The sequence below is a fragment of the Glycomyces buryatensis genome (genome assembly GCF_004912275.1).
Taxonomy (GTDB): domain Bacteria; phylum Actinomycetota; class Actinomycetes; order Mycobacteriales; family Micromonosporaceae; genus Glycomyces; species Glycomyces buryatensis.
On record NZ_STGY01000005.1, the window covers coordinates 55,527 to 80,427 of the forward strand.

Sequence of the window (24,901 nt, forward strand, 5' to 3'; positions counted from 1 at the left end):
GGCGTCTGACGTCAGACGGGGCCGACGAGACATCGTCGGCCCCGTTCGTATCTACTTTGGAGACTTTTTTGAGGCACCGCTAGGCAAAGGCTTGCACAGATTCGGATGGTGGGTCTACTCTGCTGATATCGAGTTATGTCGATACGTCGACCTAACTCCCCCTCCCTCCGAAAGGATCAGTGCGATCATGTCGAATCTCTTCGGCGCCAAGTACTCACGGCGGCGCCTCTGGAAGGTCGCCGGACTCACCGCGGCGGTGCCGGTGGCGGCCTCGGCCGGACTGTGGGCCGCCGCCCCGGCGCAGGCGGTCACCCCCGGCACCTGGTACTTCATCCACTCCCGCCACTCCGGCCTCGTCCTGGACGTCTACGGGTCGCGGACCGCTCTCGGCACGGAGATCGTGCAGTACGCCAACTCCGGTGCGACCAACCAGCAGTTCCGCTTCGTCGACTCCGGCGGCGGCTACTACCGCATCCAGGCCCGGCACTCGAACCAGGTGCTCGACGTCTGGGAGTGGAACGCCGAGAACGGGGCCGTCATCGCCCAGTACACCGACCTCAACGCCACCAACCAGCAGTGGCAGGTCAGCGAGTCGGGCGGCTACGCGACCTTCGTCAACCGCTTCTCGGGCAAGGCGCTCGACGTGTGGGAGTGGTCGACCTCGGCCGGTTCGCGCATCTCCCAGTACGACCCGGCCGGCGGCTGGAACCAGCAGTGGCAGCTGGTCCCGGTCGGCACCGCCCAGACCGGCCTGGTCGGCTGGGCCACGCAGAACGGCGGCACCACCGGCGGCGGCAACGCTTCAGCGCAGACGGTCTCCTCGGCCTCGGCGCTGGTCTCGGCGATGAGCGGCAACTCCGCCAAAGTCATCCGGGTCAGCGGCACCATCAACCTGTCCGGCATGAACGACGTCGGTTCCAACACCACGATCATCGGCAACTCCGGCGCGAGGATCACCGGCGGCGGCCTCGACGTCGACGGCGTCAGCAATGTCATCATCGAGAACCTCACGTTCGACAACTGGGGCGACGACGCGATCAACATCCAGGACGGGTCGACCCGCATCTGGATCGACCACAACACCTTCGGCACCGGATACGACGGCGCGTGCGACATCAAGCGCGGCTCGGACTTCGTCACCGTCTCGTGGAACCGGTTCAACGGCACCGACAAGACCTGCCTGCTCGGCCACTCCGACGACAACGGCAGCCAGGACCGGGGCCACCTGCGGGTGACCTACCACCACAACTACTTCAACGGCACCAACCAGCGCACGCCGCGCGTCCGCTTCGGCAACCCGGTGCACGTCTACAACAACTACTACCGGAACATCGGCTCGTACTGCGTGGCGACCACGCAGGAGGCCGGCGTCATCGTCGAAGGCAACTACTTCGAGAACTGCAACCGCACTGTCGACCTCGGCCAGGGGTCCTCGCCGGCGGGCAACGTCGTCTCCCGCAACAACCACGTCGTCAGCTCCCCGACCCCGACCTCCCGAGGGTCGGTCGGGAGCGTCCCGTACAGCTTCTCGCTGGACACGCCCGCCAACGTCGCCTCCATCGTGAGCGGAGGCGCCGGCGCCCGCTAACCGAAGTCCAGCGTCGGGCGGTCGGGGCCTTTCCGGGGTCCCGGCTGCCCGCGCTCCGGCGGCGGCTTCACCGGATCGAACTGGAGCGTGGGCCGGTTGTCGAACGCGTGCAGCCACTCGACGGCGTGGCACCGCTCGCCGTCGGCCACCCGCACCGCCAGCTCGGCCACCCGGTCGCCGAGCTGCGCCCGGCGCACGGGGTCTGACGCGACGTCCTTCGGCGTCGTCTTAGGCTCGGTCAGCAGGACTCGGATCACCAAGAGCGCCAACTTGAACCGGTCGCTCTCGAAGGTCGCCCGACCGGTCTCCTGGTCGGGGTCCTCCCAGTCGGGGGTCTGCGCCTGTGGAGTAGGTGGGTCGTAGCCGTTGACCCTGAACCCGTCACAGTCGAGGGCGTAAACGGTCGGGTGCGGCTCCACGCTCCACAGGAAGTTGCGCGGTGAGACGTCGCCGATGATGATGTCGACGTCGTGCAGCGCCTTGAACAGCCGCACGAAGCCGAGCACGAGCTCGCGGCGCTGGTCCGGGTTCGGCAGCACCAGGCCCTCGCCCCAGATCGGCTTGCGGCCGAAGATCAGGTACTGAAGTTCCTGAAGTTTCGACCTGCCTCCGATCTGGGCCGTGAACTTCGACGCGGCCTCGGGCATGGTCATGCCCGTGTACTTGCCCTGCTCCAGGACCACACCGGTCGGCCAGGCCGTGCTGTGCAGGATCAGCTCGCGGGCGTGCTCGGGCATGGGTTCGGCGTAGACGCGGCGGACGAGCCGCTTGAGCTCGGCGACGTTGAGCTCCTGCGGATTGTGGTAGCGCTTGTAGAGTTCCCCGGGCATGAGAGCGGCACGGTGAACGGTGCCCTGACCACCGTCGGCGAGCTTGGTGAGCTGACCGAGCTCTTCGAGGCTGGTGGGCTCGTCCTGGTAGGTCATCGCGCTCCCCAAACTGCCACCATGAACTGGTCATCGTCCCCGGTTTCCCGGTCGACGACGTCGAAAGTCTGCAGCGGTCCCGGGCGCGAATCCGCCTCGGCGATGCACGCCGGATCGATCCCGTAGGTGAGCAGCAGGGTCTGGTCCTCAGCGAGCCGGTCGGAGTAGATCCACAGCTCGTGTTCCCCGTAGTCGTGATGGTGTTCCGGCGAACGCAGCTCGGCGAGTTCCCTGTGGAGTCCCGCTCCCGCGATCGAGGCGGACAGGCCCGCCGAGTGGCTGAGCGTGTAGTCGACCATGCCGTCTGAGGCAGGTTCGACGCACAGGATCGTCGCCGCCACGGCACCCGAATCGAAGTTCGGGTCCTTCTCTGACAGCGAACGCAGCGCCTGGGTCCAGACTCTCGGGGCCCACCAGTCCTCGAAGGGGTCGAGAAGTGGACGGTTGTCGGCGGTCTCCTTGAAAGTGCGTGCCCACAGATCGGCCGCCTCGGCAGCGTCCGGTCGGACGGGAGCGGTCGCGATGGCGACCAGGCGGTCGCCGTATTCGAGGAGCGAGACGCGGGACCGCCGGGCCCGGCCCTCGGCGGCGGCGACCGCTCCGCGAGCCGCTGCGGCCCTGACCTCGAGACCGCGCGTCTGGGCCGCGCTCAGCTCGACGTCCCGGACCACCGGACCACCGGGTTTCATCGCCGCACTCGGTCTCAGCGATGGGGCCTTGTCCGCGTTCTCCGGTACGGCCCAGAGCACAGCGGCCGAGCGGTCGTCGTCGAACCCCCGCGACCGAACCTGGACCTGGCGCATCAGGTCGAGCGGGCTCGGCACCAAGCCCCAGTTATCGGCGAAGTACCGCTGTGGACCCTCGGACGCCATGAGGTCGCCGATGCCATCGCTGACCAGCATGAGTGCCTCACCGGGCAGCAGTTCACCGCGTATCTGCTTGAAGACGTTCGCGATGTCATGGTTCGGCAACGCGGCGGTGGCGGTCCCGAATTCGTCCTCGCGCTCGGCGATGAGCAGCCCATGGGTCTCCCCTTCGCTGATGAGATAGGCGGGACTGTCGCCCACGCTCGCCGCCCAGAACGGATACCGACCGGTGCCGTCGGGGTGCGCCGCCACCACGGCCACGGTCAGGGTCGTCTTCGGCCCGGTGAGTTTGCCGAGCGCGCGGTTGATTTCTCCGAACAGGCCGGAACCCTGCGTCAGCGCTCGCTCCCCGGAGTCTGCGATCCGGCGGGACATGTAGCGCGCGAAGACCCGCACCGCCTCCTCCGAAGCGAGCCGGCTGTCATGCACCGAGCCCACCCCGTCGGCCACCGCCGCCAGCGCCCACGATCCCACCGCTTCGACCGCGATGGCGGCGTCTTCTCTGGAGGTCCCCTCGAAACGGTGCTTGGCGCCGCGTGCGGCGCAGGCCATCGCCGTGATGTCGCCGACCGTCCCGTGGTCGAGGACGGTGTCGGGGAATCGCGGGTCCGGGTCGGGCTTCCAGGCCGCTTCGGCGGCCCTGGCGGTGCGGCCGATGGTGTCGGGGATCCAGGGCCCCTCCCGGTCTCCCCAGGCGGCTCGGGGGGCGGGAGTCGCCAGGTCGAGTCGGCGGTCGGTCATGTTCGGCCCTCTCAGAGCTCTTCGGCCTTCAGCTGGGTGAAGCCCGGTACCTCGTCGGGCACTTGGAGGTTCACCTCTCCGTCCTTCATGTTCGTGCCCGATTGGACGATGGACTTGGTCAGCGCGCCGGCGAATTCGTGGAGGGCGGCACCGGGGCTGATCGAGTTGTCGGCGACGAATGATTTGAAGGTGCCGATATCGGCGATCGTCGCGTGGTCGACATCGCCGAATCCGAAGGCGACGATATTGGGGCGCGCCTTCCAGGTCGGGTCGATCAGGGCGTCGTAGTCGGTCTTCCAGTCGTAGTTGGGCTGCCCGTCGGACAGGAAGAATGCGACGGGCCGGTAGACCCTGCATCCATCCTGCTTGAGCTTGGCCACGTCGCCGTCGATGGTCTGGCGGAGCAGTTTGAACGCGGCGCCGTAGTTGGTACCGCCCTTGACGGCGAGGCCCTGCATCTGGGTGACCTCGCTGAGGTCGGACAGTTCGAGCAGGATCTCGGCGTCGTCGGAGAAGCCGATGACGCCGAACCGGGTCTTGTCCGCCACGACGGGGTCGGAGCCGACGGCGGTGTGCAGTTCGCGCAGGCCGTCGTTGAGTGCGTCGATGTTGTCCAGCATCGAGTAGGACTCGTCGCAGACGACATAGAAGGGGAGGACTTGCTCCATGGTTTCGCCTTTCCTGTTTAGCGCCCGAACTTGTACCAGGGCTTGGGCGGCTCTTGCACGGGCACTGGGAGGTTCGTTTGCCCCAGTGTCTGGCCGAGGTGGTGGACGGACTGGGCCAGTGCGTCCACTGCGATATTCAGTTGGCGGTTGGTCTGGCCGATCGCGTCGAGCTGGGCCCGCAGACGCTGGTCCACTTCGATCTCGACGGCGCCGGTGAGTTTGGCGGCGATGTCCTCGCCTGCGCGCCGCAATTCGTCGGCGAGCTGCCCTTGGCGCTGCGCGATCGCTTCGGCCAGGGCCCGGGCGTCCTCGTCGCGGCCGTCCCGCATGATGCGGCCGAGCGCGTCGCGGTGGCGCTCGCCCTGTCCGACCGCTTCGGTGACGGCGGCGCCGACTTGGGTCAGCACCTGTGACGCCTGGTCCTGCTGTTCCGCGATGCCGGTTCGGAGGCCGTCGGCGGCCGCGGCGATCTCGGCCGCGGCGGCGGTCCCGGCGTCGTGGAAGGCCTGCGCCGCGCGGTTCTGTTCGTTGGAGACGGTGGTGTCGAGCTTGTGGGTGGCCGCGGCGATGGACCGGGCGCCGCCTTCGAGTCCGGTGATGACGGTGCGGAACTCGCCGCTGGAGGCTTCGAGCTCGGACAGTTCCCCTTGGACCGCGTTGACTGCGTCGAGCAGGGCCTGGATGAGGTCGGCCGAGCGGCTCACCATCTCCTTGAGCTGTCGTTCGGCGTCCTCGGTCGTCGCGCCCGGTGCCGCCCGCAGGTGGAGCGCCGCTTCGGTCAGGGCGTAGTCGAACCGGCCCCGCAGCTCGGCCTCCTCGCCGATCGCTCTCCGCTGCAACCATTCGGACGCGATGGACACGGCTATGAGGGCGAGGACGCAGCCGACGATGACGGCGGCCATGCGGTCGAAACTGAGCCACAGGTCGCCGCCGAAGCCGCCGAGCCATTCCCGGAAGAACGTCTGCGCGCCCTGGTCGGGATCGGCGGCGAGCCGTTGGCCATAGGCGCTGACCGCGCCGTGGATGCCCCACCAGGACACCAGAAGCGGCAGGAAGATGACGGCGCCGCGCAGCATGTGGAGCGGTTGCAGCAGCCTGCTGCGGGACCGGGGTTCGGGTTCGAATTCAAGGCCCGCGAAGGCGTCGTGGAGCGGCACCTCGCGCCACAGCAGCGCCTCGTCGGGGTCGCGGAGCGCCGCCGCGAGCGAGCGGAGCTGGCGGCCCCGCTCGGCGTGGTCGCCGCGCGTTGCCAGGTCTTCGAGCTTTTTCGCGGTGACCTTGGCGGCGGCGGTTCCGGGGCCGTACTCCGACATCGGCCGGGGCGGCGACGGGGTGGGCGCGGCCTTCACGGCCGGTGCGTTCGGGAAGGAGATCATGCTTTTCACTCCGGGGGCGTCTAGACGGCCAGCAAATACAGTTCGATCTGGAGCGTGCCTTCCTTGATGTCACCCTTGCCGCTCACCGTCCAGAAGTGGCGGGTGGGCGCGTCGCCGAACAGCTCGGGGAAGGCCTTCCGCAGCACCTTGTTGGCGGCCTCGGCCAGGTCGCCGCCGTAGCCGGGTTCGGCGGCGCCGCCGAAGGTCAGCGCGAAGCCCACCGTGTAACCCTGGTCGACCAGCTCCTCGAAGTCGTCCCGCAGCTTTCCGGTGAGGCCGTCCTCGGCCTTGTCGTCGCCCGAGATGATCCCGTCGGCGTCGGTGTCCACGTAGAACACGTGAGGTTCTGACTCGACGCCAGGCTCGGCGGTGGGGCTGGGCGAGGGTTCCTCGGAGGGTGTCGGCGAGGGCGATTCGACGGATTCGGTGGAGGCATCGGCGGTGTCGAACGGGAAGTCCGCGGCGACGGCGACGGTGATGATGAACAGCAGTAGGGCGAGATCGGCGAAGAGCCAGCCCGCCAGCGACATCGGCGAAGACGAGTCGATGCTGCGGCGGCGGTCACGTCGTCCAGGTAGCACAGAAGATCTCCCGGGGGTACGGGACAACAACGGACAGTGAGCACTCTACTTGGACAAAGCAAGTCCACTTCGCGTGGTAAAGCGGGTAGCGCTCATCCCGAGTCTGCGCCCGGTCCCCCGGGAGGGGTCCCGACCGCGTTACGCCCAGGGGAGGGCGAGCTCCGAGAAGAGCTTGTTCTCCTTCGCCGCGCGCTCGACCGCGACGTCGGCGCCGTCCAGGATGGCGATGGGGTCCTCGCCGACGCGGCGGAGGTGCTCCTCGCCGACCAGCCGCGGCAGCGGGTCGTTCAGGACGGTCTCCAGCACGGCTGTGAAGGTCTTGGCGCGGCGCAGCCCCGAGATGAGGCCCACGCCCCGCTGGCGGTGCAGCATGAGATTGTCGAGCAGGTCGGTGCGACCGTAGGTCTTCGGTTCGTCGTCGCCGGGCAGGCGCAGCCGGTCGGTGGGGTATTCGAGCCAAGCCTCGCCCTCGGAGCCCTTGACGTAGACGTCGCCTTCGAGCTTGCGCTCGCCGCACAGGGTCACGGCGACGGTGATGTCGACGCCGCCCTTGTTCCTCCCGCGCCACACGGCCGTGTCGTCCACTTCGATCTGCTCGCGGCAGCGCAGCCGCTCCAGCTCGATCGACCCGGCCAACGGCCAGTCCCCCGCCGCGGCGAGCGCCTGCTGGGAGGCGTGCGCGAAGGGGTTCGCCAAGGCGCCGTCGGCGACGGGGGTGCCGTTCGCCTCTCGTTTTCCGGCCCAAGGGGACCGGCGGTAGTAGGAGTCGGCCCGCTGCCAGGAGCCGGCGACACCGACGGACTGGATCTCGCCGAGCTGGCCGGCCTCGACGGCGTCGCGCAGCGCACCGAAGGCGTGGGAGCCGAGGGCCTGGAATCCGACCTGGACGTTCTGGCCGGTCTCCACCATGATGGCGTAGAGCTGGGCGTACTCGTCCAGGTTGGCGACGGGGGGCTTCTCCAGGTAGACGTCGGCGCCGTGGCGCATCGCGAGGGTGGCGATCGGCAGGTGAGTGGGGGGCGGGGTGGCGATGATGACGATGTGCGGGTCGGTGGCGTCGAGCATCCGCTGCACGTCGTCGAAGACGGGGACGTCGCCGATGGGGATGTCCGCGTTCTCGATGATGTCGGCCGTGTCGCACATGCCGACGAATTCGACCTTGCCTTCGCGGCGTTTGGGTTCGAGATTGTGCCGGTGGTGCAGGCCGTAGCCGTTGGCGCCGACGAGTGCGATGCGGGGGATGCGCAGATCCATTAAATGCTCTCCAAGGTGGGGGCTACGCCGTGCCGGTCGAGGTCGAGCAGCCATTTCGTCGCGGCGAGGCGGAGTTCGTGATCGTCCGCGACGGATTCGGGGACGACGTGTCGGACCCCCAAGATAGCGTCGATACGGGCGGCGGGTCCTCCCCCAGCCGCCGCAAGGCTCTGGCGCAGCACATCGGAGAGGGGGTCGTCGAGCGGCAGGGCCGCACCGGAATCGGACGTACCGGCGCAGAACCGCGTCCATGCCGCCAGCGGGAGCGCGATGAGTTCGCGCGGAATGTCGGCGGCCGCGAGGTCGGCGATGGTGGCGAACAGTCGCTGCGGGAGCTTCTGACTGCCGTCCATGGCGACCTGGAGGCACCGGTGCCTGATGCCGGGGTTGGCGAACCGTTCGAGGACGTCGTCTCCGTAGCGAAGCGGGTCCTGCCCGTCGGGAGCGGTGAAGCTGGGCGCGATCTGCTCGGCGATCAAGCGCTCGGCGAAGTTCCTGGCTCCGGGCATCGCGAGGGTGCCGGCGATCGTCTCGATGTCGGCGAGCGCCCCGAGGTAGGCCAGTGTGGAGTGGACGCCGTTGAGGGTGCGCAGTTTCAGGCGCTCCCAGCCGGCCACGTCGACGGTGAAGGTGGCGCCCCACGCGGGCCTGGGCCCGGCGAAGTCGTCCTCGATGACCCACTGGGTGAACGGTTCCGCCTCCACGGCGGCGGCGTCGACCACGCCGAGGTGTTCGAACGCGCGGTCGTAGGTGGCCGGGGTGGAGGCGGGGACGATGCGGTCGACCATGCTGGAGGGGAAGGTGACGTGCCCGTCGGCCCAGGTCCGTGCGGCGCCGGAGAGGAGCGGTTCGACGGCGCCCCTGGTGGTCTTGCCGTTGTCGGGGAGGTTGTCGCAGCACAGGATCGTGAGCGGCGGTCCGCCCTGCTCGGCCCGGCGGGCGATCCCGGCGGCGAGGAGCCCGGGGATGCCGGCGGGGTCGGTGTAGGCCTTCTCGGTGACCGTCAGCGTGATCACGTGGGTCTGGGCCGAGGCGATGAGGTCGAGTGCCCGCTCGGTCTCGGTTGCGACGTGGAGGGTGTCCACGATGGATCCGATGACGCGGTACCGGGAGCCGCCGGGTCCGAGGGTGGCCACCGAGTAGAGGCCGTCCTGGGCGGCGAGGGCGTCGATGACCTCGCGCGACCGAGGGGCGGCGACGGTGATGCCCCAGTCGGTGTCGTCGGTGTAGACGGCCTGGTGGGCGCGGTGAAAGGCCCCGGCGCCGAAGTGCAGGACGCCGCCGCGTTCAGGGCGGCCGCCCGGGACGGTGACGTCCTCGGGCAGCCGCTTCAGATGGTCGTTGTTTAGAACGTCGTTCATGAGCGCAGCCACGCCGGTCCGTTCGGGAAGGAGAATTCGGCGATGGACTCGTTTTTCAGCGTGACCGAGTAGCCGGGCTGCGTGGGCAGCCGGTAGCGGCCGTCAACGACCGTGACCGGGTCGGTGTAGTGCTCGTGCAGGTGGTCGACGTACTCGATCATGCGGCCCTCCAGAGTCTTCCCGACTCGAAGGTATTCGAACATGCCCAGGTGCTGCACGTATTCGCACAGTCCGACGCCGCCGGAGTGGGGGCAGACGTCGATGCCGTGCTTGGCGGCCATGAGGAGGGTCGCCAGGACCTCGGGAATGCCGCCGACGCGGCAGGCGTCGATCTGGCAGACCTTGATGGCCTGGGCCTGGAGCAGCTGCTTGAAGATGACGCGGTTGGCGGCGACCTCGCCGGTGGCGACCCGGATCGGGGCGACGGCCTTCGCGATCGCCGCGTGCCCGAGGATGTCGTCGGGGTGCGTGGGCTCCTCGATCCAGTAGGGGTCGAAGGCGGCCAGCCGCTTCATGTTCTCGATCGCCTCGGGCACCGACCAGATCTGGTTGGCGTCCATCATGAGCAGGCGGTCGGGGCCGAGGATGTCGCGGATGATGCCGGCGCGGCGCACGTCGTCGGCGACGTCGGGCGAGCCGACCTTCATCTTGGCGGCGCTCCAGCCGTCGGCGACGGCCTGCTCGGTCAGGGCCCGCACCTTGTCGTCGGAGTAGCCGAGCCAGCCGACCGAGGTGGTGTACGCGGGGAAGCCGTCGGCCTCCAGGACCTTGAGACGGTCCTCGTAGCCGACGCGGCCCTCGTCCAGAATGGCCTCGGCCTCGGCCGGGGTGAGCTCGTCCACGATGTGGCGGTAGTCGATCTGGGCGGCCAGCTCGGCGGAGTCCATTTCGGCCAGCAGCCGCCACATGGGCTTGCCCTCAAGCTTGGCGCGCAGGTCCCACACGGCATTGACGATGGCGCCCACGGCCATGTGGGTCGCGCCCTTCTCGGGGCCGAGCCAGCGGATCTGCGGCTCCTGGCTGAGCGAGCGGGAGAACTCGACCGGATTGGCGAAGATCTCCTCGACCGTCTTGCCGACCACCAGGGGCTCGAAGGCCTTCACCGCGGCGGCGCAGATCTCGTTGCCGCGCCCGCCGGTGAAGGTGAAGCCGGTCCCGGTGGGTCCTCCGTCGGTGAACAGCTCGACGTAACAGGCCGAGTAGTCGGCGCGGTTGATCGAGTCGGAACCGTCGGCGTCCGCGGCCGTGGGGAATCGGACGTCGTGCACTTCCAGGCGTTCAATCTTGGTCATCTATTTCTCCAGGCCGTAGATCTTGCGGGGCAGGTTGTAGGCGAGGTCGACCGCGACCTCTGCGGCCTCGTCCTCGGTCATGCGGTGGTCGGCGACGAGCCGGGACAGGTAGGCGGCGTCGACGCGGCGGGCGACATCGTGGCGGGCGGGGATGGAGCAGAACGCGCGGGTGTCGTCGACGAACCCGGCGGTGTTGTAGAACCCGGCGGTCTCGTGGATCGCCTCGCGGAAGCGCATCATGCCCTCGGGCGAGTCGAGGAACCACCAGGGGGCGCCGGCGAACACCGCGGCGTATCCGCCGGCCAGCGGGGCGATCTCGCGGCTGAAGGTCGTCTCATCGAGCGTGTAGAGCACCAGTCGGAAGCGCGGGTCGTTGCCGAAGGCGTCCAACAGCGGCTTGAGGGAGCGCGCGTACTCGGTCGCGCGCGGGATGTCGCCGCCGACATCGCGGCCCCAGCCTTTGTAAAGCCATTCGTTGTGGTTCCGCAGCGAACCTGGGTGCAGCTGCATGACCAGGCCGTCCTCGACGCTCATGCGTGCGAACTCGATCAGCATGTGCGCCGGGAAGCTCTGCATCTCGAGGTAACTCGCCTCGCCCTGAATCGCCCTGTCGAAGATCTGGGCGGCCTTGACCGGGTCGTCCACGGTGCCGGCGGTCGCGTTGCCGTGGTCCGAGCACGTCGCCCCGGCTGCGATGAAGTCCTGCCTCCTGGCCCGGAGGGCGGCCAGGAAACCGTCGAAGGTGGACGTGTCCTCTCCGGTGATCTCGCCGAGCTGCTTCACCCGCTCGGCCCAGCCGGGCCAATCGGGTTCGACCAGGTTGTCGGGCCGGAAGGTCGTGATGACCTTGCCGCCCTTGCCGCCCCACCTCCGCCCGTTCCCGGCGGCCATGCCCGCCAGTGCGGCGTGGGGGTCGAGCGAGTCGATCGGCGTCTCGGTCGTGGCCAGCACCTCGATATTGAACCGGTCGAACAGGGCCCGCGGCCGGTAGTCCGGTTCGGCCAAGCGCACGGAGAGGTGGTCGTAGAACTCGTCGGCGGTCTCGGCGTTGAGGTTCTTGTAGATGCCGAAGACCTCGGCGAAGGTGTAGTCGAGCCACAGCTTCGAAGGGGTGCCGCGGAACAGGTGGTAGTGCTCGGCGAAGCGCCGCCAGATCGTGCGGCCGTCCACCTCGGACGGCGAGCCGTCGACCGAGGGGACGCCGAGCTGGTCGGGCGTGACGCCCTGGCTGAAGAGCATCCGGGTCAGGTAGTGGTCCGGGATGACGAACAGCCGCGCCGGGTCCGGGAACGGCTGGTTCTCGGACATCAGTCGCGGGTCGACGTGGCCGTGGGGTGACACCAGGGGCAGGTCGGTGGTGCGCTGGTGGATCTCGCGGGCGATGGCGCGAGTGCGCTCATCGGCCGGGAACAGCCGATCGGGGTGCAAGCTCATCAGTGTTTACTCCGGTTTGGGGAGAGGCGGCGCGAAGCGTCGCCGGTCGGGTGGGGCGACGGGTGCGGGCTCATAGTGACTCCTATTTGAACAATTCAGCGACGACAACGGGTTGCCCGGACTCGATCGAAGCATTGGACGCGAGGCCCGCGGCGAGCGCGTTGATGCCGTCCTGGGCGTTGGCGGATCGGTCGTGCGGGTCGGTGTCGCCGTCGAAGAGGACGCCGAGCATCCGGACGTCGCCGCCGCCGTGGCCCTTGCGCTGGTACTCGCCCACATCGATCCGCTCGGGCTTGGTCCACAGGGGATGAACGGTCAGCTCGTACCAGCCCTGCTCGGCCGCGGCCTCGGCGCCGTGGAGCGAGGCGCCGTTGGGGCCGTGGGCGGCCGGGTTGACGTGGTCGTTCTCGACCACCAGGAGTTCAAGGCGCCCTTGGGTGCCGTTGAAGTGGACCCGGTAGCCCTCCCAAGGCGAGTAGGCGGTGAGCCGGTAGGACAGCGTCACGCCGGATTCGTAGTCCACCAGGGACATCATGTCGTCGTAGATGGTGACACCGGGGGCGAACACGTTCTGGTCGCGGATGTATCCGTCCTCGGACTCGGCGTCGAGGAACATCGACTTCAGGCCCTCGTTGTCGTCCAGACGCAGCGCGAACGGGTCCTCGGCCGAGGCCGGGTCGCCGGTGGCGCGGGCGTAGCCGCGGTCGTGCCCGTTCCGCTCGCCGTTCTCGCCGTAGAAGGCGAGGCGACCTTTTGCAAACGCTTGTATTGGCGCGGAATCAAGCCACCAGTTCACGAGATCGAAGTGGTGGCCGGACTTGTGGACGAGCAGCCCGCCGGAGTTCGCACTCTCGCGGTGCCAGCGGCGGAAGTAGTCGGCGCCGTGGCGGGTGTCGAGCAGCCAGTCGAAGCCGACCGAGATGATCTCGCCGATCGCGCCTTCGCGCAGGAGGTCGGCGACCTTCTCGTGCAAGGGGTTGTATCGGTAGTTGAAGGTGACCGTGACGGTGCCCTTCGACTTCGCTTCGGCCTCAAGGATCTCGGCGGCGTGCTCGGCCGTGGTCGTCAGCGGCTTCTCGCAGATGACGTCGCAGCCGGCGGCCAGCGCGGCCAGGATGTACTCGTGGTGCGTGGCGTCGACCGAGGTGACGATGACCGTGTCGGGCTTCGTCTCGGCCAGGAGGCGGTCGAAGTCGGCGGCGTCGTAGGCGGCCGGGGCGGGGTGGCCCTTCGCCTCGATCGCGGCGGTGTGGACGCCGATGCGGTGGGCGTTGGTGTCCGCCAGGGCGACCAGGGAGGCCTTGTCCGCACGCTCGATCAGGGCGTTGACGTACATCGAGGCGCGTGAGCCGGTCCCGACGAGGGCATAGCGTTTCGGCATGCCTGACATGTGACTCCTTCGTCAGCGAGGTTTTGGTAAACGCTATCGAAGAACTTCGTTGCAGACAAGTACCGGGGTTGCGTGTGTCTACTTGGTGGACGCCTTCACGAAGGGGGGCTTGACGACCCGTACGGCGAGGCGGCGGCCGCGCACGTCGAGTTCGAGCTCGGCGCCCGGCTTGTAGGCGACGTCGATGAGCGCCAGCGCCACGCCCTTCTTGAGCGAGGGACCGAAGGTGCCCGAGGTGGTCTCGCCGACCACCGAGTCACCGTCTTCGCCAGCACTGTCGAGGACGTTCATATGGGCGCGGGGTACGCCTCGGCCGATGGCCTCCAGGCCCCAGAGTTTGCGCTTCGGTCCGGCGGCGCGTTCGGCGGCGAGTGCTTCCTTGCCCCAGAACGCGGGCTTGTCCCAGCCGATCGCCCAGCCCAGGCGGGCCTGCACGGGGGTGATGTCCAGGCTCAGGTCCTGGCCGTGGAGCGGGTAGCCCATCTCCAGGCGCAGGGTGTCGCGGGCGCCGAGCCCGCAGGGGTGGGCGCCGGCGGCGAGCATCGCGTCCCACAGGTCGACCGCCGATTCGGCGGGCACGACCAGTTCGTATCCGGTCTCGCCGGTGTAGCCGGAGCGGCAGACGATGTAGGCGCCGTCGTCGACCTGATGTTCTTTGAAGGACATGTACTCGTGGTCGTGCGGCAGGCCGAGGTGTTCGAGAATGCGCGGGGATTCGGGACCCTGGACGGCGATGACGGCGAGCGAGCGGTGCGCGTCGCGGATCTCGATGCCATCCGGTGCGGCGGCTTCCAGGCGCCCGGCCACCTCGGCGGCGTTGGCGGCGTTGGGAACCAGCAGGACCCGCTCGCCCGAGACCCGGTAGGCGATGAGGTCGTCGACCACGCCGCCGGTCTCGTCGCAGCACAGGGTGTACTGCGCGCCTCCGGGCTCGACCTTGTCGAAGTCATTGGTCATGCACGAGTTGACGAAGTCGGCCGCGCCCGGTCCGTCCACCCACAGCTTGCCCAGGTGCGAGACGTCGAAGACCCCGACCGAGGTGCGGACCGCCTCGTGCTCGGCGAGCACGCCGCTCGAATACTGGAGCGGCATGTCCCAGCCGGCGAATTCGGCGAACTTCGCCCCGTGGGCGACGTGGCGGGCGTGAAGCGGCGAGGTGATCAGCGACGTCTCAGACATGTAACAGACTCTAACCTGAGTCCGGCGGTCGCTAGGATCGGAGCATTTGGTCCCCGATGAAGCTACATGAGAAGGATGCAAGTTGACTGACTTGATCAGCGCCTCCGGAGACATCGCCGCCCAGTCGGCTGACGTCCTCGTCATCGGCGTCTTCGCCGGCGAGGACGCGCCGGTGATCCCCGAGAGCGCCGCGACCTTGGACGCCGCGTTCGGCGGCCGCCTGGCCCAGTCCCTGGCCGCGTTCGACAACACCGGCAAAGCCTCCTCCCTGACGCGGCTGCCCGCCCCCGAATCCCTCGACGCGAAGCTGGTCTTCGCCGTCGGCCTCGGCGACGCCGAAGACCTGGACGACGAGACGCTGCGCCGCGCCGCCGGAACCGCGATCCGGTCGGCGTTCGGCAAGGAGACCGTCGCGCTCGCGTTCGAGGGCGACCCGGAGGCCACCGCCACCGGCGCCGCCCTGGGCGCCTACAAGTTCGAGGGCTACAAGACCGAGGACAACGGCGACGGCGCCCCCGAGACGATCACGATCCTCGGCGCGGGCGAGGCCGCCGTGACAAGGGCCGCGATCCTCGCCGAGGGCGTGGCCCTCACCAAGGACTGGGCCGACACCCCCGCGAACCTGCTGCGCCCGCCCACCTTCGCCATCGAGATCGAGCGGGCCGCGACCGCGGCCGGCATCGAAGTGGAGATCCTGGACGGCGAGGCCCTCTCGGCCGGCGGCTACGGCGGCATCCTCGCCGTCGGCGGCGGCTCCTCCGCCGAGCCGCGCCTGGTGCGCCTCTCCTACCGGCCCGAAGGCGCGACGGGGCACGTCGCGCTGGTCGGCAAGGGCATCACGTTCGACACCGGCGGCATCTCCATCAAGCCCGTCGCGGGCATGTGGGATATGAAGGGCGACATGGCCGGGGCGGCCGCGGTCGTCGGGGCGACGATCGCCGCCGCGAAGCTCGAGCTCGAGCTGAACGTGACCTGCACGGTGGCGCTGGCGGAGAACATGGTCTCCGGTTCGTCCTACCGCCCTTCCGATGTGGTCACCATCCGCAATGGGATGACCGTCGAGGTGCTCAACACGGACGCCGAGGGCCGCCTGGTCCTGGCCGACGCGATGTCGCGCGCGCTGGAGGACGAGCCGGACGCGCTCTACGACGTGGCCACGCTCACCGGCGGGCAGGTCGTGGCGCTCGGGAAGCGCACGTTCGGGCTGATGGGGACCGATTCCGAGACCGAGCTGGTCCGCCGCATCGGGGATCAGACCGGCGAGCGCGGCTGGCCGATGCCGTTCCCCGAGGACATCGTGAAGCTGATGGACTCGTCCATCGCGGACGTCGCCCAGTGCGCGACGGGCCTGAAGCGGGACGCGCACATGATCCAGGGCGGGGTGTTCCTGTCGAAGTTCGTGCCCGACGAGGTCCCGTGGGCGCATCTCGACATCGCCGGGCCGGCCGACTCGGACTCGTCGTACGGCTATGTCTCCAAGGGCGCTTCCGGGGTGCCGGTGCGAACGCTCGTGGCGCTGCTGGAGGAATACCAGTAGGAAACCGCCGCACCGTCCCGCGCGGCTCACGATCCGGACATGAACTCCGGCTCACGACCAAGTGGCGGGACGGTGCGGCGAAATTTACAAGCGGCGCTGCCGCTCCAGTTTCCTTTTAGCGTCGTAATCGCGCTTACGCTGGGGATATCCGGTTTTCGCGACCTCGTATACCGGGATGTTGTGCTTGCGCCCCAAGGCGAACGCCCCTGCCGGGCCGTCGACGCGCCGCCGCGTCCACTCCCCGTCGTGGGCGATCAGCATCACCGTCGTCTCGGTGACGGTGGTCTTGGGTTCTACGTAAGCCTCGACGCCGGTCCTGGTCTTGATGAACTCCGCCAGATGCCGCTGGTCCGTATTGTCGGACGCGCGGTCCAGGGTGCCGTTGTTCTTCTTCTTCCGTCCAAACAAGCCCACTGCGGCTCCTTCCGCACCGTTGAGGTGTCAACAATCTAGCGTACACACGCTCGATGAGAGTTGTGTCCAGCCGCACATTGGGGGGACTTTCGGAAGGCACTCCCGAGGAGTTCAATGGTGTTGCACACTCCAAACCATCGGGTCTCGTCATGAGCGAGCCACGCCCGGTGGAAGGATGGGCCCCGTACCTAAGCATCGTTAAGTGGGGAGAGCAATGAGCGACCCGAACGCAGGATACGACGTAGTCATCCTGGGCGGCGGCAGCGGAGGCTACGCGAGCGCGTTCCGCGCTGCGGAGCTGGGCATGACCGTGGCCCTTATCGAAAAGGACAAGGTCGGCGGCACCTGTCTGCACCGTGGTTGCATCCCCACGAAGGCGCTACTGCACGCCGGCGAGGTCGCCGACACCACTCGCGACTCCGAGGACTTCGGCGTTCTGGCCGAGTTCAAGGGCATCGACATGGCCGCCGTCAACAAGTACAAAGACGGCATCGTCGCCAAGATGTACAAGGGCCTCCAGGGCCTGTTCAAGGCCAACAAGGTCGACATCATCAACGGCACCGGCAAGCTCGTCGGCCCGAACACGATCGCGGTCGACAACGGCCGGACCGTCACCGGCAAGCACCTCGTCCTCGCCACCGGGTCCTACTCCAAGACCCTCCCGGGCCTGGACATCGACGGCGACAGGATCATCACCTCCGAGCACGCGCTCGAACTCACCGAGCTGCCGAAGAAGGCCATCGTCATCGGCGGCGGCGTCATCGGCGTCGAGTTCGCCTCCGCCTGGAAGTCCCTGGGCGTCGAGGTCGAGATCATCGAGGGTCTCCCCCGCCTCGTCGCGGCCGAGGACGCCGACACCTCCAAGCAGCTGGAGCGCGCGTTCCGCAAGCGCGGCATCAAGTTCCACACCGGCAAGTTCTTCGAGAAGGTCGAGAAGACCGCCTCGGGCGTCCAGGTCACCATCGCCGGCGGCACCGTCGTCGAGGGCGACGTCGTGCTCGTCGCGGTCGGGCGCGGCCCGGTCACCGCGAACTGCGGCTACGAGGACCAGGGCGTCAACATGGACCGCGGGTTCGTCCTCACCGACGAGAACCTGCTGACCAACCTTCCGAACGTCTACGCCGTCGGCGACATCGTCCCGGGCATTCAGCTCGCCCACCGCGGCTTCGCGCAGGGCATCTTCGTGGCCGAGCACATCGCGGGCCTGAACCCGGTGCCGATCGACGAGACCGGCATTCCGCGCGTGACCTTCACCGAGCCCGAGGTGGCCTCCATGGGCCTCAACGAGGACAAGGCGAAGGAGCAGTACGGCGCCGAGAACATCAAGACGGTCAACTACAACCTCGCCGGGAACGGCAAGTCGAACATCCTCAGGACCCAGGGCTTCATCAAGCTCGTCGCGGTCGAGGACGGTCCGATCGTGGGCATCCACATGGTCGGCGCCCGCATCTCCGAGCAGATCGGGGAGGCGGAGCTGATCTACAACTGGGAGGGCTACGCCAACGATGTGGCGCAGCTGATCCACATGCACCCGACCCAGAACGAGGCGATCGGCGAGGCCGCCATGGCCCTCGCCGGCAAGCCGCTGCACGTCCACGACTGAGACTAGACACGACACACAGGAGTTGAACGAAACGATGTCGACATCGGTAACGATGCCCGCCCTCGGTGAATCGGTCACCGAGGGGACCGTGACCCAGTGGCTGAAGAAGGAGGGCGACACCGTCGAGGTCGACGAGCCCTTGCTCGAAGTCTCGACCGACAAGGTCGACACCGAGGTGCCTTCCCCGGTCGCCGGCGTGGTCCTGAAGATCGTGGCCGCCGAGGACGCGGAGGTCGAGATCGGCGGCGTGCTCGCGATCATCGGCGACCCGTCCGAGGCCTCCGGGGACGCCCCGGCCGCCGCCCCGACTCCGGAGCCCGCCGCTCCGGCCCAGGAGCCGCTGCCGACGCCCGAGGCCGCGGGGCCCGCCGAGCCCGAGGCTGCGAAGCCCGCGGCGTCCTCCGGTCCGGCCGAGGGCACCGAGGTGCTGCTGCCCGAGCTGGGCGAGTCGGTCACCGACGGCACCGTGACGACCTGGCTCAAGGCCGTCGGCGACACCGTTGAGATGGACGAGCCGCTGCTGGAGATCTCGACTGACAAGGTCGACACCGAGATTCCGTCCCCGGCCGCCGGCACGCTGCTGGAGATCCGGGTCGCGGAGGACGAGACGGCCGATGTCGGCTCCGTCCTGGCGATCATCGGCTCCGGTTCCGCCGCTCCCGCGGCGGCCCCGGCCGCCGAGCCGACGCCGTCGGTGACCTCCGAGCCCGAGTCGGAGCCCGCTTCGGCCCAGGCCGAGGGGACGCCGACCAAGCCGGCCCCGGCCGTGCCGGAGTCCGTTCCGGCGACCCCGGCCCAGCCGGAGTCCGCTCCGGCCCCGACCGTGCCGTCCGCCGAGAAGCCTTCGAGCTCCTACGTCACGCCGCTGGTGCGCAAGCTGGCCGGCGACAACGACGTGGACCTGGCCGACGTCACCGGCACCGGTGTCGGCGGTCGCGTCCGCAAGCAGGACGTGCAGGCCGTCATCGACGCCAAGCAGGCCCCGGCTCCGGAGCCCGCTGCCGCGCCCGCCAAGGCGGCCCCGGCCAAGGCCGAGGTCAGCCCGCTGCGCGGACGCACCGAGAAGATGTCGCGGCTGCGCCAGGTGGCGGCCAAGGCCCTGCTTCAGTCCATGACCACGATGGCCCAGCTGACCACGGTCCGCGAAGTCGACGTGACCAAGGTGGCGAAGCTGCGCGCGGCCAAGAAGGACGAGTTCCTCGCCCGCCACGGCGTCAAGCTCTCCTTCCTGCCGTTCTTCTCGATCGCCGCGATCGAGGCGCTCCAGCAGTACCCGATCATCAACGCCTCCATGAACATGGAGGAGAAGACGATCACCTACCCCGAGGCCGAGAACGTCGGCTTCGCGGTGGACACGCCGAAGGGCCTGCTCGTCCCGGTCGTCAAGAACGCGGGCGACCTGAACATCCCGGGTCTGGCCAAGCGGATCGCCGACATCGCCGACAAGGCTCGCACTGGCGGCCTGGCTCCCGACGACCTGTCCGGCGGGACCTTCTCGATCACCAACACCGGTTCGGTCGGCGCGCTGTTCGACACGCCGATCGTGCCGCTGGGCCAGTCCGCGATCCTCGGCACCGCCGCGATCGTCAAGCGGCCCAGGGTCATCAACGACCCCGAGCTGGGCGAGATCATCGCGGTGCGTTCGATCATGCACCTGACGCTGAGCTACGACCACCGGCTCATCGACGGCGCCGACGCCGCCCGTTACCTCGCGGCGGTCACCGAGCGCATCGAGGCCGGCAACTTCGAGCACCAGCTGGGCCTGTAAGGGCCGAAGCAAGACAGCGCCGAGGGGGCGCGGAGGGCATTCGCCTTCCGCGCCCCCTCGGCGCTGTACCGGTATGGCATTTGGGGACGAAGCGCCGTTGCGTCCACCCGATTCCCGTGCGCCGTGATTCGTCCCGTTCGTCTTATCCCCCAACGGGAGGCGACCCGACCCCCACCTCGGCGCGATCCCGGCTGGACGGTCTCGTCATCTTGTATTGACCACCCGTAACCCGGCAACTAGTGTCCTCGTTGTTCCTGCAACCCACCTTTTGTGACCCCGCGCGGAAGTAAGGAACTCGGATGTCAATCGAGTACAACGAGATTCTCGCAATGCTGATGGAGAAGCGCCCGGAATTCGCGACCGAGCTCTACAACGCGACAGAAGGCCCCGACCTCCCCGCCTACGACAGCATCGCGATCAACCGCAAGAGCATGATCCTGCCCCACCAACCCGACCGCCTGCGCGTATGCCCGCTCGCCAACTACTCCATGGCCGGAGAGCGAGTGTTCGCGCTGCTCTTCGACGCGGTCCTCGCCCCGGACTCCGACCAGGCCGAGGCCTGGCTCCAGTTCATCACCGACACCCAACGGACCCTCAGCTGCATGGTCGCGTTCGTAGTCCTGTGCCGCGACCTCCCGACAGCGCGTTGGGCGCTCGCGTACAGCACCGTCGGCGACATCGGCTGTTACGTTCTGCCCGTGGTGATTCCGTCGCTCCTGGCAAGGGCCTGACACGGCCCTCGCCGCCCTCCCCGCCTGGCGGCGGGGCCATAATCCATTGCGGCCCCGCGTCTCTCACGCCAGACTGGGGCATGTCCGATTTCGACGAACCAGTCCCCTACGACGCCACCGCCGTCCGCCCCGCCTACGAGACCCTTCCGGCCGCCGTGCAGGCCCGCATCGAGAAGGAACTGGGTGGGCGACCCACGGCGATCACGATGGCCGGCGGGGGCTTCACCGGAGGCTTCGCGGCGAAGCTCCGCACCGAATCGGGCGCCGAGCTCTTCATCAAGGCCGTCGGAGCGGACAAGCCGTACGTGCATCGCGCCTACGTCCAGGAGGCGCGCATCAATCCCGCACTGCCGGAAGGACTTCCGGCCCCGAGGCTGGAATTCTCCGTCGATGTGGCCGACTGGACGGTTCTGGGCTTCGAAGCGGTGGAAGGGCGTGCTCTGGCCCTCCCGATGAGCGCGGAGTCCCTCCAGCTCATGCTGAACGCCTGGGCGGAGGCGGCCGCCCTCCTCACCCCGGCCCCGCAGCAGCTTCTGGACCTGGGCGTCAGCGCCGTCCCGATAGACGAATCGCTCCAGCGTTTCAAGGGAGTGGCGGCGGGAGACGTGGCCCCGTTCTGGCTGCCGCCGGCCCTGGAAGGACGAGTGGACCAACTGGCGGAGCTCGATGCGGGCATAGACGAGGCGCTCCAGGCCGACTCGGTCATGCACTTCGATCTGCGACCGGACAATATGATCCTCGGAACCGACCGCGCCTGGATCTGCGACTGGAACTGGCTCCAGGTCCACGCCACCTGGTTCGACACGGCCTGCTTCCTGGTGGCGGCACACGGGGACGGACACGACGCGGAATCCCTGTTCTGGTCCCACCCGACCGCCAAGGGCGTATCGCAGGACCAGCTGGACACCGGACTGGCGGCGATCACTGGCTACTACCTGGCGCAGTCCATGGAGGACTTGATCCCGGGAGTGTCCCCCTACATCCGCAAGCACCAGCGATGGAGCGGCATAGCGGTGGCCGACTGGCTGGCCGCAAGACGAGGCTGGAACTAGTGTCCACATATCAAGAACATTCTTCCATTCAGTGAGACGATGGAGGTAGGTTGTCGTCATGGCAAGAGAGTCGGCAACCTACATCCACGGCCACCACGAATCGGTCCTGCGCTCGCATTCCTGGCGCACCGCCGAGAACTCGGCCGCATACCTCCTGCCGCATCTGAAGGCGGACCACCGAATCCTCGACATCGGCTGCGGCCCCGGCACCATCACGGCCGACCTGGCCGAACGGGTCCCGAACGGCCACGTGACGGGAGCGGATCGCGCAGAGACCATTGTGGACCAATCCAGGAATCTGACAGCCGAACGATGCCTGACCAACGTCGACTTCACCGTGGCCGACGTCCACGCCCTGGAGTTCGAGGACGACACCTTCGACATCGTCCACGCCCACCAAGTCCTCCAACATGTGGGAGACCCCGTCCAAGCTTTGGAGGAGATGCGCCGGGTGACCAAGCCCGGCGGCATCGTGGCGGCCAGGGACAGCGACTATGCGGCCTTCACCTGGTTTCCGGGGTCCCGGGGATTGACCGACTGGCTCGACCTCTATGAGCGAGTGGCCCGAGCCGGAGGAGGAGAGCCGGACGCGGGTCGCAGGCTGAAGTCCTGGGCATTGAAGGCCGGATTCTCGGAAGCATCCGTGGAGGCCACGTCCTCTACTTGGACCTTCGCGAATGAGGAGGACCGCCGTTGGTGGGGCGACTTGTGGAAGGACCGGAGTCTGCACTCCGACTTCGCCAAGCAGGCGGTAGCGGGCGGTCACGCAGTCCAGGAAGAACTGCAAGCAATCTCGGACGCATGGAAGGCCTGGGGCGAGGCGGAGGAATCCTGGCTGATGATCCCCCACGGCGAAATCCTCTGCCGGGCCTCGATCCAGTTAGGTCAGACGGCTGCGGGCCTGGTGGTGTCGAGGGTTGCCGGCTCCGGCCCGTCCCACTCGACCTTCAAACATCAGCGACGCAGCGGTGGCGAACCTCTCGGGCGGGAGTTCTCGGCGCCCCGCCCCGTGCTTCTCGAACTTCAGGCATCAGCGACGGAAGAGCGGAGAGGGGCGCCCGCGCGACACGCCCGACCGCAGGGTACATGGCCATTGAGCTGGGAAAACACTGCCACATTCACCCGTTAGGGTGATGCATCCCGACCGTCCCCATGAGATCATTGATATAGGACAGGACGACTGAAACCGTCTGAATGTTCGACTTCGATTTCAGGCACTCGTGTCATTCGAGGAGGTGGAAGGCATGGCACCTACGAGCACCGGTTCTGACCGGCGATCCAAGTCCGAAGCCATTCACACCGAACTCGATGCCTTCGCCACCACCATGAATGCCGTCCACGCCGCTGCCCTTGCCCAGGTGATCACCGCCAAGGACTGGAACATCCACCGCGATGTGGACGGCTACTCCAGCCTCGGGGATTGGCTCGTCACCGTCTTCGGGTTCGGCCGGGCCAGCGCTTATGAGATCGCGGCGATCGCGAGGCTGTCCAGGAAGTTCACGGTCCTTGCCGAGGCCGCCACCACGGGATCGGCGCGGGTCGATCAGGTCGCCTGCGCGGTCCGGTTCCTGGACCGCACCCCGGTTCTGCGGCAGGTCGTCAGACTGCCCTACCGGGAGCCGCTGGCCTCCCCCTTCGACCCCGAGGTGTCGTGCCCGACTCCGGAGCACCTGATCACCCAGTACTGCCGGCATGCCTCCCGGGCGGAGTTGGAAGCCCATCTGGCCCAGGTCGAGGCCGCCTCCGCCGAGAACGCCGAACTGTTCGAAGACCTCACCGAGGCGTCCTTGCAGCGGTTGGAGATCACGCGTCTGGGCACGGGCATGTGGGCCCTGGACGGGCTCTTGTCGGCCGACACGGGCGCCATGTTCGACAAGTTGCTGAAGACCGCCGTTCCCCCGCCTCGTCAGGGCGACAAGGACACTGATGAGGTTCTGCCCGCTCAGGCGAACCGCGATGCCGAAGCACTCCACCAGCTCCTCGCCCGAGACGCCGCCTCCGGCAACGCCCCCACCCGGCACGGCCACACCGCCACCCTGAACCTGACGGTGGACATCGAGACGTTGCAGGGCAAGGACACCGGTCGCCTTCCCCTCCTTGAAGGCAGGCCCATCTCCCTCGCGAGGGCCCGCCTTCTGGCCTGCGAAGGTCTGGTCATCCCCTCGGTGTTCGACTACTCCGCTGGTGAGGCCGTCGAACTCGGCCGCGCCGCCCGCCTCCCCAACACCGCGCTCCGTCGGAAGCTGGAGCTTGAGCAGCAGGGAGGGTGCGCCTGGTCCGGTTGTTCGCGCCCGGTCGCGTGGACCGAGGCGCACCACATTGTGCATTGGGCCGATGGTGGGAAGTCGAACGCCGACAACCTGATCCTGCTGTGCCGGTTCCACCACGGCCGCATCCACACTCCCGGCTGGGAAGTCACCAAGACCGGCCCCGGGCAGGCCCTGATCGTCCACCACGATGGCCACCAGGCTGCCCCGGCCGACCTCGGCGAATACGCCGATGGCAATGGCTGCGGCTGCGCGGACTACCGCACGGACGCCGACCTGGACGCCGAGTTCGAAAGCGACATCGCGAACATCTTCCCCACGGGTCTCTACCCCGAGGAACAGGCACCGAAGCTCCGAGACGAGCTCAGGGGCATCGCACTCGAAGCCGAACGGCGCGAGGACGAAGCCGCGATCAGAGCGGCACGGGCCAAAGCACGGGAACGGTTCACGAATCCCGCCAAGGCGAACGATCTGCAACCTCCGGCTGTGGCCCCGGCATCACCGGCCGCAACAATGCCAATGAGCAGGGAAGCCATGAAGGAGATCGACCACGACCCGCCACCCTTCTTAGGCCGCCCGGCACGGCAACGTGCCGGGGAGCGCACCTCACATAGCGCTCAAGCCCGACCCCCGAAGCGGGGATCGGGCCCCTCGGCATGCCTGGGGTTTGTATCCCCCGACCCCGGCCTCGATCCCGGCAACCCGGCAGCGCACCAGCCAGCCAGCCAGCCACCAAAGTCTCTCCATCGTTGACCGCCCGAACCGTGATCTTCGACTGCCGGCGAGTGGACGAACCCTCTCCGCCCATCCCCTACCTCTTGTCGCTGATCGACTTAGGGTCCTTCTGGGAATTAGTTGATGTCTGGTGGCTAT

Annotated in this window: 19 protein-coding genes and 1 pseudogene; 8 read left to right on the top strand and 12 right to left on the bottom strand. The window is 68.1% G+C overall.

Annotation, left to right across the window (positions count from 1 at the left end; all coding sequences use genetic code 11):
* The first annotated feature begins 187 nt into the window (after positions 1-187).
* Positions 188-1,588: a pectate lyase family protein gene (locus FAB82_RS02080; protein WP_136532881.1), complete on the top strand. Its 1,401-nt coding sequence runs from the start codon at positions 188-190 to the stop codon at positions 1,586-1,588.
* Here the strand turns inward: FAB82_RS02080 and FAB82_RS02085 are convergent.
* From FAB82_RS02085 to gcvT, 11 genes are all read right to left on the bottom strand, one after another.
* Complete coding sequence (locus FAB82_RS02085) at positions 1,585-2,514, bottom strand: hypothetical protein (protein WP_136532882.1); 930 nt, start codon at positions 2,512-2,514, stop codon at positions 1,585-1,587. The genes FAB82_RS02080 and FAB82_RS02085 overlap by 4 nt on opposite strands.
* Positions 2,511-4,121 (bottom strand): protein phosphatase 2C domain-containing protein, encoded by a 1,611-nt coding sequence (locus tag FAB82_RS02090; RefSeq protein WP_136532883.1) that lies wholly within the window; start codon positions 4,119-4,121, stop codon positions 2,511-2,513. Before FAB82_RS02090 ends, FAB82_RS02085 begins: the two co-directional genes overlap by 4 nt.
* Before the next feature lie 11 nt (positions 4,122-4,132).
* The gene (locus FAB82_RS02095; protein ID WP_136532884.1) at positions 4,133-4,789 is read right to left on the bottom strand and encodes a vWA domain-containing protein; all 657 of its coding nucleotides are present in this window, start codon (positions 4,787-4,789) and stop codon (positions 4,133-4,135) included.
* Positions 4,790-4,806: 17 nt separating this feature from the next.
* A complete protein-coding gene (locus tag FAB82_RS02100) occupies positions 4,807-6,165 on the bottom strand; it encodes a hypothetical protein (protein ID WP_136532885.1) in 1,359 nt (452 codons plus the stop codon).
* Between the two features lie 20 nt (positions 6,166-6,185).
* Positions 6,186-6,695, bottom strand: a complete 510-nt coding sequence (locus FAB82_RS02105; RefSeq protein WP_136532886.1) for a hypothetical protein — start codon at positions 6,693-6,695, stop codon at positions 6,186-6,188.
* A 189-nt stretch (positions 6,696-6,884) separates the two neighbouring features.
* Complete coding sequence (locus FAB82_RS02110) at positions 6,885-8,000, bottom strand: Gfo/Idh/MocA family protein (protein ID WP_168801377.1); 1,116 nt, start codon at positions 7,998-8,000, stop codon at positions 6,885-6,887.
* Positions 8,000-9,361 carry a mannitol dehydrogenase family protein gene (locus tag FAB82_RS02115; RefSeq protein WP_168801378.1) on the bottom strand — a complete coding sequence of 454 codons (1,362 nt, stop codon included), beginning with the start codon at positions 9,359-9,361 and terminating at the stop codon, positions 8,000-8,002. Before FAB82_RS02115 ends, FAB82_RS02110 begins: the two co-directional genes overlap by 1 nt.
* Positions 9,358-10,653, bottom strand: a complete 1,296-nt coding sequence (locus FAB82_RS02120; RefSeq protein ID WP_136532889.1) for an enolase C-terminal domain-like protein — start codon at positions 10,651-10,653, stop codon at positions 9,358-9,360. Before FAB82_RS02120 ends, FAB82_RS02115 begins: the two co-directional genes overlap by 4 nt.
* Positions 10,654-12,087 (bottom strand): glucuronate isomerase, encoded by a 1,434-nt coding sequence (gene uxaC / locus FAB82_RS02125; protein ID WP_136532890.1) that lies wholly within the window; start codon positions 12,085-12,087, stop codon positions 10,654-10,656.
* Positions 12,088-12,169: 82 nt separating this feature from the next.
* Complete coding sequence (locus tag FAB82_RS02130) at positions 12,170-13,468, bottom strand: Gfo/Idh/MocA family oxidoreductase (protein WP_136532891.1); 1,299 nt, start codon at positions 13,466-13,468, stop codon at positions 12,170-12,172.
* Between the two features lie 87 nt (positions 13,469-13,555).
* Positions 13,556-14,656 (bottom strand): glycine cleavage system aminomethyltransferase GcvT, encoded by a 1,101-nt coding sequence (gene gcvT / locus FAB82_RS02135; RefSeq protein WP_136532892.1) that lies wholly within the window; start codon positions 14,654-14,656, stop codon positions 13,556-13,558.
* A gap of 82 nt (positions 14,657-14,738) precedes the next feature.
* Between gcvT and FAB82_RS02140 the strand changes: the two genes are divergently transcribed.
* A complete protein-coding gene (locus FAB82_RS02140) occupies positions 14,739-16,193 on the top strand; it encodes a leucyl aminopeptidase (protein ID WP_136532893.1) in 1,455 nt (484 codons plus the stop codon).
* An 84-nt stretch (positions 16,194-16,277) separates the two neighbouring features.
* Here the strand turns inward: FAB82_RS02140 and FAB82_RS02145 are convergent, their stop codons facing one another.
* Positions 16,278-16,607 carry an oxidoreductase gene (locus FAB82_RS02145; RefSeq protein WP_136532894.1) on the bottom strand — a complete coding sequence of 110 codons (330 nt, stop codon included), beginning with the start codon at positions 16,605-16,607 and terminating at the stop codon, positions 16,278-16,280.
* A gap of 214 nt (positions 16,608-16,821) precedes the next feature.
* On the opposite strand from FAB82_RS02145, the gene lpdA reads away from it, so the two are divergent.
* From lpdA to FAB82_RS02170, 6 genes and pseudogenes are all read left to right on the top strand, one after another.
* A complete protein-coding gene (gene lpdA, locus FAB82_RS02150; protein ID WP_136532895.1) occupies positions 16,822-18,210 on the top strand; it encodes a dihydrolipoyl dehydrogenase in 1,389 nt (462 codons plus the stop codon).
* A 34-nt stretch (positions 18,211-18,244) separates the two neighbouring features.
* The gene (gene sucB, locus FAB82_RS02155) at positions 18,245-19,978 is read left to right on the top strand and encodes a 2-oxoglutarate dehydrogenase, E2 component, dihydrolipoamide succinyltransferase (RefSeq protein ID WP_136532896.1); all 1,734 of its coding nucleotides are present in this window, start codon (positions 18,245-18,247) and stop codon (positions 19,976-19,978) included.
* A gap of 299 nt (positions 19,979-20,277) precedes the next feature.
* Entirely contained in the window at positions 20,278-20,709 is a 432-nt protein-coding gene (locus tag FAB82_RS26825) for a hypothetical protein (RefSeq protein WP_168801379.1), read from the top strand.
* 80 nt (positions 20,710-20,789) lie between these two features.
* Complete coding sequence (locus FAB82_RS02160) at positions 20,790-21,761, top strand: phosphotransferase family protein (protein WP_168801380.1); 972 nt, start codon at positions 20,790-20,792, stop codon at positions 21,759-21,761.
* 58 nt (positions 21,762-21,819) lie between these two features.
* A pseudogene (locus tag FAB82_RS02165) lies at positions 21,820-22,629 on the top strand (methyltransferase domain-containing protein); the annotation flags it as partial.
* Positions 22,630-23,005: 376 nt separating this feature from the next.
* Entirely contained in the window at positions 23,006-24,781 is a 1,776-nt protein-coding gene (locus FAB82_RS02170) for an HNH endonuclease signature motif containing protein (protein WP_136532899.1), read from the top strand.
* Positions 24,782-24,901: the final 120 nt, after the last annotated feature.

Bases quoted from the DNA above. Each gene is read 5' to 3' on its own strand.
- FAB82_RS02080 (WP_136532881.1), top strand. From the start codon at position 188: ATGTCGAATCTCTTCGGCGCCAAGTACTCACGGCGGCGCCTCTGGAAG.
- FAB82_RS02085 (WP_136532882.1), bottom strand. From the start codon at position 2,514: ATGACCTACCAGGACGAGCCCACCAGCCTCGAAGAGCTCGGTCAGCTC.
- FAB82_RS02090 (WP_136532883.1), bottom strand. From the start codon at position 4,121: ATGACCGACCGCCGACTCGACCTGGCGACTCCCGCCCCCCGAGCCGCC.
- FAB82_RS02095 (WP_136532884.1), bottom strand. From the start codon at position 4,789: ATGGAGCAAGTCCTCCCCTTCTATGTCGTCTGCGACGAGTCCTACTCG.
- FAB82_RS02100 (WP_136532885.1), bottom strand. From the start codon at position 6,165: ATGATCTCCTTCCCGAACGCACCGGCCGTGAAGGCCGCGCCCACCCCG.
- FAB82_RS02105 (WP_136532886.1), bottom strand. From the start codon at position 6,695: ATGTCGCTGGCGGGCTGGCTCTTCGCCGATCTCGCCCTACTGCTGTTC.
- FAB82_RS02110 (WP_168801377.1), bottom strand. From the start codon at position 8,000: ATGGATCTGCGCATCCCCCGCATCGCACTCGTCGGCGCCAACGGCTAC.
- FAB82_RS02115 (WP_168801378.1), bottom strand. From the start codon at position 9,361: ATGAACGACGTTCTAAACAACGACCATCTGAAGCGGCTGCCCGAGGAC.
- FAB82_RS02120 (WP_136532889.1), bottom strand. From the start codon at position 10,653: ATGACCAAGATTGAACGCCTGGAAGTGCACGACGTCCGATTCCCCACG.
- uxaC (WP_136532890.1), bottom strand. From the start codon at position 12,087: ATGAGCTTGCACCCCGATCGGCTGTTCCCGGCCGATGAGCGCACTCGC.
- FAB82_RS02130 (WP_136532891.1), bottom strand. From the start codon at position 13,468: ATGCCGAAACGCTATGCCCTCGTCGGGACCGGCTCACGCGCCTCGATG.
- gcvT (WP_136532892.1), bottom strand. From the start codon at position 14,656: ATGTCTGAGACGTCGCTGATCACCTCGCCGCTTCACGCCCGCCACGTC.
- lpdA (WP_136532895.1), top strand. From the start codon at position 16,822: ATGAGCGACCCGAACGCAGGATACGACGTAGTCATCCTGGGCGGCGGC.
- sucB (WP_136532896.1), top strand. From the start codon at position 18,245: ATGTCGACATCGGTAACGATGCCCGCCCTCGGTGAATCGGTCACCGAG.
- FAB82_RS26825 (WP_168801379.1), top strand. From the start codon at position 20,278: ATGTCAATCGAGTACAACGAGATTCTCGCAATGCTGATGGAGAAGCGC.
- FAB82_RS02160 (WP_168801380.1), top strand. From the start codon at position 20,790: ATGTCCGATTTCGACGAACCAGTCCCCTACGACGCCACCGCCGTCCGC.
- FAB82_RS02170 (WP_136532899.1), top strand. From the start codon at position 23,006: ATGGCACCTACGAGCACCGGTTCTGACCGGCGATCCAAGTCCGAAGCC.